This is a genomic window from Fluviicola taffensis DSM 16823 (genome assembly GCF_000194605.1).
GTDB lineage: Bacteria > Bacteroidota > Bacteroidia > Flavobacteriales_D > Crocinitomicaceae > Fluviicola > Fluviicola taffensis.
The window spans coordinates 1981647-1997038 of the sequence record NC_015321.1 but is presented as its reverse complement, the minus strand read 5'-3'; the positions used below and the strand labels follow the sequence as shown (position 1 = coordinate 1997038).

Below are 15392 nucleotides of genomic sequence, written 5' to 3'. Positions count from 1 at the left end.
TTTTAAACCCCTCGAATTCGAGGGGTTTAAAATTTAGATTGTACATTTGCTCCCAAAACCCAAGTAATTCAATGGTATTGCGATTCCGCATCCAGTTTTGAACGATTATGTCAGTATTGGTAGAATCTTTGTACCGTGCAATATCCGTTAAGGAAATATAATCTTCAGAATTACCTCTATAAATCGCAATTGGTGTTCCTTGAACTTCTATTTTTTGATTTTTCGCAATTTTAGTGTGAATGTATTTCGGTTAGTTACTTTACCAATTCGGTAAAATAGAAACTTCCCTTTCGAATTCTAAAAGGAATAGAATCTTATACAAAAGAAGAAAAAGAACAAACTAAAGCAAACAAAAAAGACGCTAAACCAAATCAGTCTAGCGTCTTTAATATTTTATATATCTTCTTAATCATTCAATTTCAACACCGCCATAAATGCTTCTTGTGGGATTTCTACTTTGCCCACTTGACGCATGCGTTTCTTTCCTTCTTTTTGTTTTTCCAATAACTTGCGCTTACGGGAAATATCTCCACCATAACATTTAGCTGTAACGTCTTTACGTAAAGCTTTGATTGTTTCACGAGCAATTATTTTTGCACCGATTGCTGCTTGAATTGGAATTTCGAATTGCTGTCTTGGTATCAATTCTTTCAATTTCACGCAAATTCTTTTTCCTAAATCATACGCATTACTACGGTGAACCAATGCAGAAAGCGCATCCAATTGTTCGGCATTCAATAAGATATCCATGCGAATCAAATCCGAAGTTTTGTATCCAATTGGGTGATAATCGAATGATGCATATCCACGAGAAACAGATTTCAATCGATCGTAAAAATCAAATACAATCTCTGCCAAAGGCATTTCGAAGGATAATTCTACACGATCTTGGGTCAAATACACCTGATTTTTCAATTCACCGCGTTTCTCAATACACAACGACATAATTTGTCCGATGTATTCCGATTTCGTGATAACCTGAGCTTTAATATATGGTTCTTCGATATGATCCAAACTGGATGGATCCGGTAATTCAGATGGATTGTTCACCAACAATTTCACTTCCGGATTGCGCGTTGTGTAACAGTAGTAAGATACGTTTGGTACCGTTGTAATTACGGTCATGTTGAACTCGCGCTCCAACCGTTCCTGAATGATTTCCATGTGTAGCATTCCCAAGAATCCACAACGGAACCCAAAACCAAGTGCAGCCGAAGATTCTGGTTCAAATACCAACGAGGAATCATTCAATTGCAATTTCTCCATGGAGTAACGCAATTCTTCGTATTCATCGGTTTCTACTGGATAAATACCAGCAAATACCATTGGTTTTACATCTTCAAACCCTTTAATTGGAACCTCACAAGGATCTGCCGTAAGCGTAATGGTATCCCCCACTTTTACTTCTTTGGCAGTTTTGATTCCTGAAATAATATATCCTACATCACCCGCACGAACTTCTTTCTTTGGACTTAAATCCATTTTCAGAATCCCTACCTCATCTGCATTGTAATCTTTTCCTGTATTCAAGAAACGAACTCTATCGCCTTTCTTGATAACTCCGTTTTTAACACGGTAATACGCAATAATTCCTCGAAACGGATTGAATACCGAGTCAAAAATCATGGCTTGTAATTGTCCTTCCTCATCACCTTTCGGAGCAGGAATCCGCTCAATAATAGCTCTTAAAATATCATCAACACCCAAACCTGTTTTCCCTGAAGCCGGAATAACATCATTTGGATCGCAACCAATTAACTCCACGATTTGGTCCGTTACCTCTTCCGGATTTGCACTTGGCAAGTCCATCTTGTTTAAGATTGGAATAATTTCCAAATCGTGCTCCAATGCTAAATACAAATTAGAGATCGTTTGGGCTTCAATTCCTTGCGTAGCATCTACAATCAGTAAAGCGCCTTCACAAGCCGCAATCGAACGAGAAACTTCATACGAGAAATCTACGTGTCCAGGAGTGTCGATTAAGTTCAAAACATACTCTTGCCCTTCAAATTTGTAATTCATTTGAATAGCATGCGATTTAATCGTAATACCGCGCTCACGTTCCAAATCCATATTATCCAAAGCTTGCGCTTGCATATCACGGTCAGAAATAGTTCCAGTTGTTTGCAACAAACGATCAGCTAAAGTACTCTTACCGTGGTCGATATGTGCGATAATACAAAAATTTCGGATATGCTTCATGGCGCAAAGATAATGCTTTTTTCTTCAGATTTTGAGGAAGGAGAACGAGTGTAGGATTCTTGTTTTAAGTTCTATGTGGCGATTACCGAATTTCATTCAAAATACCTTTCGGAACAATTTGCTGGCCATCCGGAAAAAGGATATAAAAATAGAGCTTATCGTCTCTGTTGAAGATTAGCAGTTCCGTATTTATTGCTGTTCTAAAGAATGTTTCATCTTGCATATAAAGACCCTCATTGACATACTCATCCTTTTTTCCAATCGATAAATCGTAAATGTTCCCATGAATCAGTAATGAATCTTTTGTGTGTTTCAATACTTCAATATTCTTCCCGTCAATGATGAGATTCTTATTTGGACCATGTGACCGATCAATATCAACCTTATAAATGAATTGATAAGATTCATTAAGATCATATGTAACTAAACCATCATTTTGATTCTTAGCATGAACCACCTTAAAATTATTTTTTAAATTAGTAGTATTATCACTTAACTTTCTAATTATAAAATTGTAGTTCTTCTTATATCTGTATAAAGAGAAATAGTGCAATTTTTTATACTGACCACTATATTGTATTGCGAGCTGAGATTTGGTGTTCTCAGTAAAATAACTTGAATCTTCAAAACTCATCTTGAGCGTTTTATCTACATAGGAGAAATCATTATTACTCTTTTCAGTATAAACTATAAATACATACAAAAAAGAGCCAATGTAATATAAAGAAACAGCAGAAAGCAGGACGATCAATATTAATCTACGTTTCTTCATAATTCATTATTTTTCAATGCGATATGCTAGTAAAAAAAGGCTTAAATTTACCATAAATTAAACCTGCTTTAACATCTAAGCCAGCACCTCCATAGAATCCTCCAAAAAGCGAAATTTTTGGTCCAATAAATATACTCTTTTCATTCGTTGTCAAATTATGGTTATAATTTATGTTACCAAAAACAAGAAAATTAATATTTATATCAACTGCTTCTGAGGGTGAATCTGTGCCGCGCCCCTGTTTAACATAAGAGAAATCAAAACCTGAACCAAAAAGCTGTGGCAATCCTAGACCAACACCCGTTGAAACATCACTATTTTGCGAATTAACTTGGCTAAACCCATCTTCAGTATTAGCCTTAACACCAACTTCCATTGTTTTATTTACATCCAAATTTACTTTCAAGCCATTAGTGATTTTAAAACCTCCCGCACCTGAGTATATGCCCGCACTCCCCTCTGCATAGAAATGATCTTTAAGAAATTTATCAACTACATTTGGCAAAGGTTTACCAGTAAATCCTGAATTAACATTGCTTGAACCTCCTATAACTTGTGGACCTTTATTTCCTTCTCCAGCTTTCACTAGTCCAGCTTTTCCAATCCCCGTAAATTTCCCATCATATTGGACTCCCTTATAAGTTTGTCCGCCAGTGGATTTTTTGTATTCCACACCATAATCATCTTTCTTGTCTGGGTTGGCAACTACCTTGGTGGTGTATCCATTATCAGCTCCACGTGCTGCCATTGCCAAAGCTTCATTTTTGGTATATTCAACACCTTTCCCCGTTGGATCAATAAATTTAATCGGATTTCCCATTACATAATTATAGGTGCTCCAAGCAGGATATTTATCAGCCCAGGGATCCACACTCATATAACGCGCTAAATCTTCATCGTAATAGCGCGCACCGTGGTATTGGTAGTTCGTTTCTCCATCACGTTCATGGCCCGTATACTGATACCTATACCCTTCGTGGTTAGTTGCAAAGGTGTTTCGGTTTGGCAGCACTTTTCCAAAGTAACGATATTATTCTAGCATGTAGATACTAATTTGCAATTCAAGATTTGATTGCAAACTACTTGATGTAAAAAAGATGTCAGAATGATTTTTGTGAGCATTTAATCTTTTGCTCAGTGTTATCATTTCTTTCAACTCATCTATCGAAAGATGTGCAAATTGATTGAAGATCGTATTGTTGAGAAAATCGGTGTAATTTATTCTGTTTTTAGATCTAATGATTATCTCATTACTCAACGATTTTTCAGCCGAAACAGATTCAATGCGTTTCATACAATAATCGATGAAGTAACCTTCAAAATTCGAAACATCCATCAATTCGATTATTAACTTTTTATTCTCTGGAGCTGCTTCTAAAGCTGCTGGTGGCGGACCTTGGCAAAATGCATTATGGCAAAAAGCGAGGAAAATAAATACAATTGTTTTTTTCATTTAATCTCTGTTATAATTTTAGATATACCTAATTTTTTTTCTTTAATCTACTCATTGAAGGAAAGGTAGTTGAAACTTCTACATCGACACATTCATCTTTGTCGTAGCAATCAATACGCATACAGAATCCAGTTGATGAATCAAAGCTACCCTTATATATTTTTCCTTGATACTTGTAAAAGTAAACCATTCCTTTCCATCCTTTAGTTCCCCCTTCTTGCTTCACTTTTGCACAAACAATTTTGGAATTCATAAAAACAATATAAGGAGAAAGATATAATATCACAAAGAACAAAACGCTAAATAAGATAGCCTTAATATATTTATTTTTCATTTAGAATTAATTTATTGTGGTATCATTTCTGCAGCTTTTGTATTTGCATACTGAATCATGAAATCGTTAGAAGTAGTCATGAAATTTGCTTTCGGAAAATCCTTTTTAATCCCATTGTTTATAGCGCCCAATCCAACATTAAACAACACATCTCCAAAAAATGCAGTATTTGACTTGTTATATCCAGCAACTTTTAGTCCATCTGCAGGTGTATAATCTACCGCAGCATCAGTTAATCCAGTAGTTAATGTATTCGCCAGTGGATTTCTAATAAATCCGCCAGCGAATGATATTCCAACACTGGCGTAATCAACCTTTCCGAGATCTCTTGTTCCTGCGTATTGTCCTGCAAAATTAATACTACTGCTTAATGATCCCGCAGCTAATCCTGCTTTTATGAGTCCGACCTCTAATCCTAAACCACGGTTTCATTTTAGCATTTTCATTAAAGCAATTGAAAAAGCAAAAACGATTATTGGAAAAACAAAAATCTGCCAAGTTTTTATAAACCTGTTCTTTCTCGAATCCTTATATTGATCAAATATCTGAGTTCGTCTTTTTTTACTTCCATATCGCACCAAATTAAAGCCAACAATCAAAATACAAGTTATTCCATACATCCATTTTAGCTGATAAGCATTAAACACCAAACTTTCTTTAGAGAAAATACCCTCGAAATATAAGTTAATCAAATTTATTACAAAGAACAAGAAAGAGATATAAACGAAGCAAACGAATGCAACGGAATATCCAAATGACGCCTCTTTTTTTGAGATGTAATAATTACTTATTCGGTAGAAAATATAATCGATCATTTTTTAAATACATTTAAAAATCAATTAGAACGCCACCTTTCGTTCCAAAATTATTGTCAATCACTCCATCTAAATGCTCACCAATTGATTTCCCAGATGCTTCTTTAGTAATAACATCAGCTAAAAAGTATATTCCACCAGCAGCCCATCCATAAACAGGAATGAATGAAACTCCCGTTACTGTTGCATCTAACATATTTGATGCCTTAAGATTTCCATTATATACCACTTCCCCAACAGTTATTACTCCGCCTGCCCAACCTAAAGCTTTACTTCCTCCCTTAAGCACTTTAGGAATACCATTTTTAATGGCTGAAGGTTTGACTTTTAATCCTAAGCCTGAGGATTTCAAGTTTTTACTAATATCGTAAGAAATTTTCCATTGAGTTTTATTTGACGCAAGTTTTCCGAATGAATTATCAGTCAAATCTGCAATAGTACCAACAGTTGATATTCCAATTTTTGTCTTCTCCAATGTAGATTGTGAATTGTTTTGATCGTTAACGCCTTGGTATTTCTGCAAACCTCCTTTCACAATTCCATCAAACTTACCATCATATTGGACTCCTTCGTACTCCTTTCCATCTACAGTCCTTTTATAATTCACACCATAATCGTCGGGTTTATCAGGATTAGCAACGACCTCCGTTTTATATCCATTCGTAACACCGCGTGCTGCCATTGCTGTAGCTTCGTCTTTGGTATATTCAACACCTTTCCCCGTTGGATCAATAAATTTAATCGGATTTCCCATTACATAATTATAGGTACTCCAAGCAGGATATTTATCAGCCCATGGATCCACACTCATATAACGCGCTAAGTCTTCATCGTAATAGCGCGCGCCGTGGTATTGGTAGTTCGTTTCTCCATCACGTTCATGCCCCGTATACTGATACCTATACCCTTCGTGGTTAGTTGCAAAGGTGTTTCGGTTTGGCAGCACTTTTCCATACGGATAGTAATCCATTGCATTTTGAATGGTTCCAGCGGCATTTAAGGTAATGTGTTGACTTCCCAACCAGTCTTTTACCTGGTAGAAATAACTCGCCGTTGATCCATTTGGAGTGGCATATCCGCTTGCTGTTTGGTAACTTTTCACTGTTCCATTTTGGTCTAAGATAACCTGATCAATGTAATATTCGCGATCTGTGGGTGAAATTTCTTTCACCGAACGTCCTCCACCAAAGTAGCGGTAGTTGTGATCACCGTTGGTATTCGTCATAGAAACGGGCAAATCGTCAAACAGCGAATACGCAAAATTCATTGTCTGGTTTTTAGGATCAGTCAATAAATTTCCATTTTTATCATACGTATAATCGTATGGCACAATGGTTCCTTGATTCACTTGGAAACTTGCTTGGATTAATTTATTGGTATTCGGCTCATAGGAATATGTTTGCTGCGTTTTCACACCTCCATCGTCATTGCGGTTGAGTAGATCGAAATTTCCATTTTTCTGATACCAATAAGCCGCATCGTACTTGATAGAATTGCTGCTAGCTACCGGAGTAGGGAAATTCTGTAAATATCCATAAGCGGTAGCAGTAGGATTTTGCATGCAGTTTACAGGTGCTGTATATGGTATTTTCAACAACAGTATTTTCATGTATTTTAGTGCGAGAGGCGTGGGGTGAGGATTATTAATCAAATAGTTCCGATGTGCATTATCATTCGCCTCTTTTGCTTCGCAATACTCAAAATCCAACGGTTTTAGTCGGTTTTTGTTGCAATTGCCAATAAATTGAATCAAAAACTCATCAATTTGCCCAGGAGTCATATCTGCATATTGGACATTGTTGTTGATGTAATCACTTTGCAATTGTTTTAACACCTCAATGGAACTCCGAGAGCGTGCTACTTCCACTCCATTGCGAATATTGGCTTCAAATTTTTCATAATAGGGTTTAAATACAAACATGGCAACTTCACCATCCAAGCTACAGGCAAAATCGCTTGGAATATTTGCCTTTAAGGCCGTGAAATAAGAAAATGGATTGCTTGTCATGGTACTTTGTTTGTAATCTGCTCCAATCAAACGATTCATTTTATCATACGTATATTGATACTGATTGATGTTGGTTGAACTCGCTGTTGCAGGATCGAATTGCTCATTGCTCCAATACTGGTTGGTAATATTTCCAGCGGCATCATAGGTTAATCCTACGCGGTAATTTTTACTCATTTGAGCTACCATTTGTTCGCGAATGTTTTTCTTGATAGAAAGGTAGTCAATGTGCGGATCCGTTGTGGAGGCTGTTGTTCCTAAACCTACAAGCAATAAGTTTCCAAGCGGGTCGTAGTAATTTTTGGAGACTTGTGTGGTCGTATTGTTGTACGTATTTGTATTGAAACGCACTCTTCCAAAAATATCAACAGCTGTGCGCCATTTGAAATTGGAAGCACTATTCACAGAATTGTTATAATCTTTCCCAATAGGTAGGTTTAGTTCGTTGTAAATGGCCGTGACTTCGTGTGTTCCCGCTAATCCATCATATAAATAAGCTGTTTTCGCTATCTGTCCATCTGCCATATAGCTCTTAGTCACCTGATCTGTTTTAGCCGGAGAATAACTGTAACTAGTCGTATTCAGCAAGTGTTGACTATACGTATATTGCTCCGTTATCACTGTACTATTGTAGAATTTTCGGGTTCCCGTATAGCTGTTTTTAATGTGTACCTGTACAAATTTGTCTGTTGCTTGTGGATAATTTTGATTGTTAATCTTCGCATAATCCGTGAAAAAATCACCTGTTGGGAATGGAGGATTCGTGGTGCTTACACCCAAATCGTTTGGCGCAGCAGTTACTACACCACTTTCCAAATTTTGCCCCCATTTATCATACTTGATGTACTTGAATTGAGATGTTCCATAGATACTATTAGCTGTGGCGTCAATGTCTTTTTGATTCCGAATAAAGCGCACTTGTCCGTACTTGTCGTAACGCAGTTCTGAAGTTCCTTTGTCTGGAGAAATTGTTTTCACGATTACTCCCAAACTATTATAGAAATAGGAGCTACGCTTGTTTTCCGGATCATACGTTTCTACAATTCTGCCCGCACCGTCGTAATAAAACCAAGTTTGAGCAAAGCCTAAATCAGAGGTAGTGAAAGAAATAGAACCGTCTGTATTTTGAGTATAGTCCATTCCAATTTGGTGTTCTTCTAGAATCACTTGCCCCAAACGGTTCATATAGGTGCGTGTAATCTTACCTACTGGATTTACGGTTTGATGAATCAATAAGGCTCCTGCAGGGAAGGTGTTTGTTCCATTCGCACTGATATGAGTTAAAGCCGCAGCATTCATGTATTCTGTCTGTGAACTTATAACCGCACTTTCGGTATTGGAACGAGGGGCCGAAACACTAGAAACCACCGATTCTGGTTTTGGTTCAAAAGTAACGTCTGTATACGGATAATTCGACCCATACAAAGCTTGAGTTTGGGTGATGAATCCTGCATCATATTTAGTGTTGAGACCATAATTATTCGCGTAATAAGGTTTGTATGAACGACTGATTTGTCCTTTATCGTTGTATATACTCGTTTCAGAAACAGCACGTAAATTTCTTACATGATCGGAACTTTGTACTTGTTTGGTACGACCAAAACCATCCATGAAATAACGAGTTGTATTGAATAAACCGTTAGAAATCCATTTTACTTCGGTCACATAATTGTTGGTATGAGTCCAGTTTGCCTGATCGAAATAAGTTAATTCTTGGAGAACTCTTCCATACGCATTCCGAGTAGTCGTATTTCTTCCTTTCGAGTCAAAAGTAGATTGTACAAAAACGTCGTTGTTATTTATTTGAAAGGTTTGATTTCCAATATTATTAGTTACTGAATACTCGTATTTCACCTCTTTGGGAGATACAATGATATCATCTACAAACGCAGACCTGTATGTTAAAATAGGAGACCCAACTTGATTTCGATTGTTTTCTACGTATACTTCTACCCATTGGAGAGGACCTTTGAAAACAGAAAAATCAATCGTGAATTGCTGCCAAGCAACACCCAAACTTTGCGGATAAAAAATGAATTGTTCATTGACGCCAGTTCTATTACTGTTCCACACTTTGCAGACAATACGCACACCTTGATCTGTCGAAGTACTTACTTCACCTCTGCGGTAAATTCCATCTGCTACGGCATCATCACTGAATGACGTAGACGGAACAATTGGTGGATTCATCGAAGCAAAGTCTGTATCATATTTAATCCAAAGACTTGCCTGATAGTCCCAGTAACAACTGCTCGGAACATTTGGATTTCTGCTAAGTACACCACCATCACCTGGTCCTTCATAGAGATTACATTCCGTTGCGAGAGGCAATTGAGAAATTTTCACTAGTCGCACTGGAGTTTTTTTGGGATCTGCTCCTTCCTCTCGCACACTTCCTAGCTGGTAACTGTATTTTCCAGTTCTAGAATAAGTGCTTGTAAGATTATAGTGTGGATTTTCTTTGGTTATTTTGACATTTGTATAATTATTTAGGGGTAAACCATTCGGCAACGGTTGTGTTGTAAAGCAAACGAAATAATTAAGATCTCCTCCACTTGGATAAGAGGATACTGCTTTTGGTTGAATATCATCAATTTGAAGTATGGAAGTCGTCTGTGTATTTCCATTTTGTGGAGTAGTATAGGTTAAAGTCACCTGATTTCCAATTTGGAGATTGGTGATATCATCAACTGTCACCCTTAAATAAAGGGGTTGTCCTAATCCAGGAGCTGTAGATGTGTTACTTACATCACAAACATCCAATTGATTAATTGTTTTAATAGCTGCTGGAACTTCAATGGTTCTTGTATTACTCGTAAACCAATCCTCTTGGAGGTAACTATCTGGATTCCATGAAAGCATGTTGTCTGCAGTTTTAAAATCTTCAAAACCAGTATAAGTGGCATCAAAAGGTCTTTCGGTTCCTAAAATGGTTGCTTTTACCGTATTTGATCCATTTCCAGTAACCACTTTGGTATATAATTGATTAGATCGGGTAGAAACAGGCATCGCTGCTTGGTTGTATTCGTAGATATCTGATTCCGAAACTCGCCAGTTCGGATCTGAAGTACTGAAAGTAGTTGGTGTGAATGTTCCAGTAATTGGATTAATGCCCGTTGTTTCGTATGAATAGGCATCTAATGGTTTTGGAATATCCGGAGTTAGGTCATACGTTGTAACCTGATCACTCAAGGTATTGGCTGGGATGCTGCTGTTCAAATAAGTAGTTGTTCGGTAAGGCGGTGCAAACAAATTCAAATCTCTGAATTTTGAAGTGATTCCACCATATTCTTCAAAGGCATATTTATATTTTGTAATGTAAATCAAAGGTTCATTGAGTGTTTCTTTTTTTACCTCTCGTAGAATGACTTTTTGGTCAGCGGCTGCATCATACATGTAATGCACATTGGAAATGATTCCTTTGTAGTTTGTAGTTTCTTTTTTCAAGTACATTTTTGAAGAAACCCACTTCGCATAAGCATTTGAAATACCCTCAATATTATTTGCGGATTGTTGACCAATACGACAAAAACTACTCGTTACAACATTTGGAACTATTCGGTATGTGGTATTTGGAGGAGTATTATTATTGGTGAATGGTCGATAATACTCAAAATTGACATCCCAAAGAATCATAGATCCTGGACCATTCGCATAACCACCGTAATAAAATCGGATGTTTTGATAAAATTCACTTAACTCAAAACGTTCATAATTATATTCCACTTTTTTGTAAGGAGAAGCACTATTTGCTTCAAAATAGGATTCACTTTTTAATGAGATTGGACTTTTCAACAGATTATTACCTCCTATCAAATAACTACCTTGCCAAAAAGAACCTCCACCCATGATGGAACAATAAAAATTATACTCTGGAAATATTCCTACACTATCCAAAGCTGCACCGTATTGTCTTTCAATAAGTGAATTATCACTATTCTTCGTTCTAATTTTTTGATAGAAAAATACAGATGAATAATCATCCAGCGAAATGTTTGTATGAGCAACCTCTGCCATTTTTTCAGCAAAATCATAATCCCAGTTGGGGTCCGATATGTAGTACTTTTCAGCCTCTATTGAGTGTATGTGGTTCTCTCTACTAATAAAATGATTAAATCCGCCAATTACATTTTGAATGAATTCAGACGGAAGTGCCGTAAAGGTTCCATTCTCGTATTCATAAGTTATCTTAACGGTTGGGTTTATTTTATCATTGGTAACCTTTTCCTTTAATCGGATTCCATAATTCAAAGGCAAATCAAATTCGAATGTCGGAGTTAAATGTTTTGGGAACAACCCCGTATTTGGATAATAACCCAAGGTGTTATTTCTATTGTACGCATCCTGAATGAAAGACCGTCTTTTTGCAATTTCATTGTATCGACTAATGATTGGAATATTGGATGGTCTTATGTTCCATTCATTCGTTGGAATATATGGCGTGATTGATGGAGTAAATGCTGCTGGTTCGTATTTAAATGTTACCTCCCCACCTGTAGGATAAGTAATTTTTGTTAGAGACCATGCTGTTGATGCATCTGGCCGGTTTGGAATGTAAAAATATCCATACATATCCATTATAGGGTTTACACCATGTGATTTTGGAACTGCAGTTAAAGTGTAATCAGCAGTTGTGCTACCTGAACTCACATAATTAGCAATATTGGCATTCCCATCAAATTTGTATTCAATTTCCTGATAAGGGAAATCGATCAAAAAATCATACGCGGACATCCCTGTTCGAGTTACGTTGGAAGAGGTTGCAAGCTCAGTAAAAACTAACTCAGAATAATTCATTAATGCATCCGCTTTGGAATGAGGTATAACGTGATTATTGGATGAAGAACCTTGTCTCAAAGACGGAAAATGGAAAGCCCTCGCAATTTCACGCTTGTGAAATTCATCAAAACTGGGATTATATCCATATTGGAATTTGTATTCGTTTTTTTCAGTAGATGAAACATTCGTACCGTAAAACTCCAATCCAAGTAAGGTCGTTTTTCCGCGTTTATCCACACCATTGTTCTTATACTCTTCTATATTGAATGGTTGCGTTCTGCTCGGTGTTCCAATAAGTGTTCCGCTAATAACTTTTTCCTGCTTGTCATTATTTCGGATCAAATAAGAGGAAACAGCCAATTCCTGAGCACTTCCTTTAGCGGCATAGTTAAACTTTATGGTTCCTATTTCCTGATTTTCATTCGGATACAATTTAGGATTAACCAGTCTACTTTTGATCTTTATCTCGTCGTATTTCATTGTCTCCACAGGGTACTCAATATCAAAATCTGTACTATTTCCTTGGACAGCACAGTACTTTCGATTCTCATAATAGTAATCGTTTCCTACACGATTTGCTGGTTTTGTATAGTAATCGTGGTTTACATCATATCGTTCCGAAATTGTAAAATCTATTTCTTGGCTTGGGGTAATAATCTTTTGCAAGTATGCTAATTCGCGCATCAAAGAAGAAGCACGATCTGTTTGTGAGAACGAAGACCATTCCCGATGTTTTGGAACCATTTGTTCTTGCTTATCAGAGCATAAGCCTGCAAGATAGCTAGATTCTTCTTTTATCGGGTCGGTATATTCGAATCCAATCACCCGCATCGCCATCATCGGCCAAATGATTTCCATTGGAATCTTTGTAATCAACAGAATGAATTTCTGTCAATAACCATTCAGCAATATAATCGATTTTCCAAAAGCTCCCTACTGTTAGATTAGTAGTGCTTTGATTCTCTTTATTACTCCAAAATGGGTCATCACTATACACGTAACGTTGACCGCGCAAAGCACGTCCGAAAACATATACTGTTCCATTTTCATCAATTATCGTAAATTTCTCGAAATCTTCATAAAGCACATAGCTTTCATACTGATTCGGTACATTTGAAAAACCCGTTGGAATTTTTGAAAACCCGTTTTTAACATAAGGTAAAACAGCAATTGCAGCTGCATAACTTGTTTCTGTAAGCAAATTATTGTTTTGATCTCTACTGAGATTTGCTTCATTAATTCTGGAAAATTCCTGAGAAACTTTATAAGTCTTTACTTCATGCGCAACTTTCCAATTTTCAGCTTCGGTTAATTTCCAAAGATGGTCACCATTGATTACACCGCTATTGAAAAATGAATTGGATAATTTTCCAGGAACAGATACATGATACATGTCACTTAAAGGCATAACCCGTGTCTCATCTGCAGCAATTGTATTAAATCCAAGGTATTTCTGTTGAACTGCTGGATCTAAGTAAGTTCCCTGAATGGCTTGAGGAGGTGTTCCTATTCGGGTATTAAATTTACCCTTACTGGACTGAGAAGACTGGCCTTCATCTAGTACATTGTACATATCTGCTTCGTGCGAGGTAGAAGAATAGTCTGGATAAAAAGATCCGAAATCGCGTCTAATGCTCCCAATCGGCATCACCCATCCTAAACCAACCGGGCCACTTTGCTGATTGGTTTTAATTCCTGCAGTATAATTAAGTTGTAACGGAAAGCTCATTGTTCTTGAAGACACTGTAACCAGTGGAACCGTGTTCGTCATCGCACCTCCTTGTCCAATAGATGAATTATCTGTGGAAGCATTTTTGGTCAACTCTTTTTGAGATGTCGATATTCCGTCTAGTTTTTCGGTAAATGTTTTTTGCGGTTGAGCGAATGTTAATACTGGGAAAAACAATGCTACAAACAAAGTGGCTTTATTCATGATTTTTGATGGTTGTTTTTATATCTAAATGGTTTGCGAAATTATAAATATTTGTATAATGACACTGAAAAAGGTTAATTTTATTTAAATCAGACTAAAAATTAAACGTAAAAACATTCAGGTTATTTTAATGCCTATGTATTATTCTCTAAAACCTACTCCTTATCCAAAATCGTTCCGACAATTCCTTGAATGCGCTGCGCCATTTCATCGGTTGGGAGGTCATTGTCGTCATTTCCAAACGGATCTTCAATTTCTTCTGCAAGAATCTCAATACTTACCAACACGTAGAAAATAAAGGTTGCGATGATAGAAGAATAATATCCAAAATTCACTACAAATGCGAAGGGTAAAGTGACCACGTATGTAAAGATGAATTTTTTGAAGAACATCGAATAAGAATAAGGAATTGGTGTGTTTTTGATGCGTTCACATGCGCCCACACAGTCTAAAAATCCGTTTAGGTTTCTATCCAAACGAAGCACATCTTCTTCCGAGAGAATCCCTGCTTTTTTGAGATCATTCAAGCGTTTGTACATCAACTCCACAATGCCCGATGGAATGTGATCTAACTTTTGTAAAAAAGCAATTTCTTCCTCTGTTAAATTCAACAATTCGAACTTAGTTCCATTTCTTAAATGCTCTTTAATACACAAGGCAAAATTTCCAATGTGTCGCGCAAAATAAGCATCGTCTTCTGCGGGCAATTCTAGAGCAGTTAATTTCACCGCTAAATTGCGCGAATCATTGACCAATTCACCCCACTTTCTACGTCCTTCCCACCAGCGATCATAGGCAGTATTTGTTCTAAAAACCAACAAAAGCGACAATACAAATCCTAAAATGGAGTAAACAGCAAATAATTTCTCCAGCACTACGGCATCCGCAAAAAAGTGAATCTCAAAAAAGGCAATGCCTAAGGTGAAAATGAAAATGAAAATCAATTCCTTCCAAAGAATAGTAAGGGTATCGCTCTTAGTTAGATGGAAAATTAATCCGAGCCAGCTTTTCGGGTTATATGTTATCATGTTTTGAGTTGTGAAACAAAAGTAGTGAAATTTGGTCGTTGGATAATTTTCAAATAAAAAAGACGTTA

At 36.8% G+C, this 15392-nt stretch carries 8 protein-coding genes and 2 pseudogenes; 1 reads left to right on the top strand and 9 read right to left on the bottom strand.

Annotated features, from left to right (window positions below; genetic code table 11):
* Positions 1-73 precede the first annotated feature (73 nt).
* The 6 genes and pseudogenes from FLUTA_RS22035 to FLUTA_RS08695 all read right to left on the bottom strand — a co-directional run.
* Positions 74-142 (bottom strand): annotated as a pseudogene (locus tag FLUTA_RS22035) (hypothetical protein); the annotation flags it as partial.
* 263 nt (positions 143-405) lie between these two features.
* Positions 406-2202 (bottom strand): translation elongation factor 4, encoded by a 1797-nt coding sequence (lepA, locus tag FLUTA_RS08715; protein ID WP_013686500.1) that lies wholly within the window; start codon positions 2200-2202, stop codon positions 406-408.
* A gap of 82 nt (positions 2203-2284) precedes the next feature.
* Positions 2285-2974 carry a hypothetical protein gene (locus FLUTA_RS08710; RefSeq protein ID WP_013686499.1) on the bottom strand — a complete coding sequence of 230 codons (690 nt, stop codon included), beginning with the start codon at positions 2972-2974 and terminating at the stop codon, positions 2285-2287.
* A gap of 13 nt (positions 2975-2987) precedes the next feature.
* Positions 2988-3992: pseudogene (locus FLUTA_RS08705) on the bottom strand (RHS repeat-associated core domain-containing protein); the annotation flags it as partial.
* Between the two features lie 12 nt (positions 3993-4004).
* Positions 4005-4427 carry a hypothetical protein gene (locus FLUTA_RS08700; protein WP_013686497.1) on the bottom strand — a complete coding sequence of 141 codons (423 nt, stop codon included), beginning with the start codon at positions 4425-4427 and terminating at the stop codon, positions 4005-4007.
* Positions 4428-4455: 28 nt separating this feature from the next.
* A complete protein-coding gene (locus tag FLUTA_RS08695) occupies positions 4456-4680 on the bottom strand; it encodes a hypothetical protein (protein WP_043023732.1) in 225 nt (74 codons plus the stop codon).
* A gap of 138 nt (positions 4681-4818) precedes the next feature.
* Between FLUTA_RS08695 and FLUTA_RS21570 the strand changes: the two genes are divergently transcribed.
* Positions 4819-4977 carry a hypothetical protein gene (locus tag FLUTA_RS21570; protein WP_169312074.1) on the top strand — a complete coding sequence of 53 codons (159 nt, stop codon included), beginning with the start codon at positions 4819-4821 and terminating at the stop codon, positions 4975-4977.
* A 612-nt stretch (positions 4978-5589) separates the two neighbouring features.
* On the opposite strand, the gene FLUTA_RS08685 is transcribed toward FLUTA_RS21570, so the two are convergent.
* The 3 genes from FLUTA_RS08685 to FLUTA_RS08675 all read right to left on the bottom strand — a co-directional run bounded on the left by FLUTA_RS08685 (position 5590) and on the right by FLUTA_RS08675 (position 15324).
* A complete protein-coding gene (locus FLUTA_RS08685) occupies positions 5590-13221 on the bottom strand; it encodes an RHS repeat domain-containing protein (protein ID WP_083800542.1) in 7632 nt (2543 codons plus the stop codon).
* On the bottom strand, positions 13145-14296 hold the full coding sequence (locus FLUTA_RS08680; RefSeq protein WP_013686492.1) for a SpvB/TcaC N-terminal domain-containing protein: 1152 nt from the start codon (positions 14294-14296) through the stop codon (positions 13145-13147). Before FLUTA_RS08680 ends, FLUTA_RS08685 begins: the two co-directional genes overlap by 77 nt.
* Positions 14297-14451: 155 nt before the next feature.
* Positions 14452-15324 carry a bestrophin family protein gene (locus tag FLUTA_RS08675; protein WP_013686491.1) on the bottom strand — a complete coding sequence of 291 codons (873 nt, stop codon included), beginning with the start codon at positions 15322-15324 and terminating at the stop codon, positions 14452-14454.
* Positions 15325-15392 lie beyond the last annotated feature (68 nt).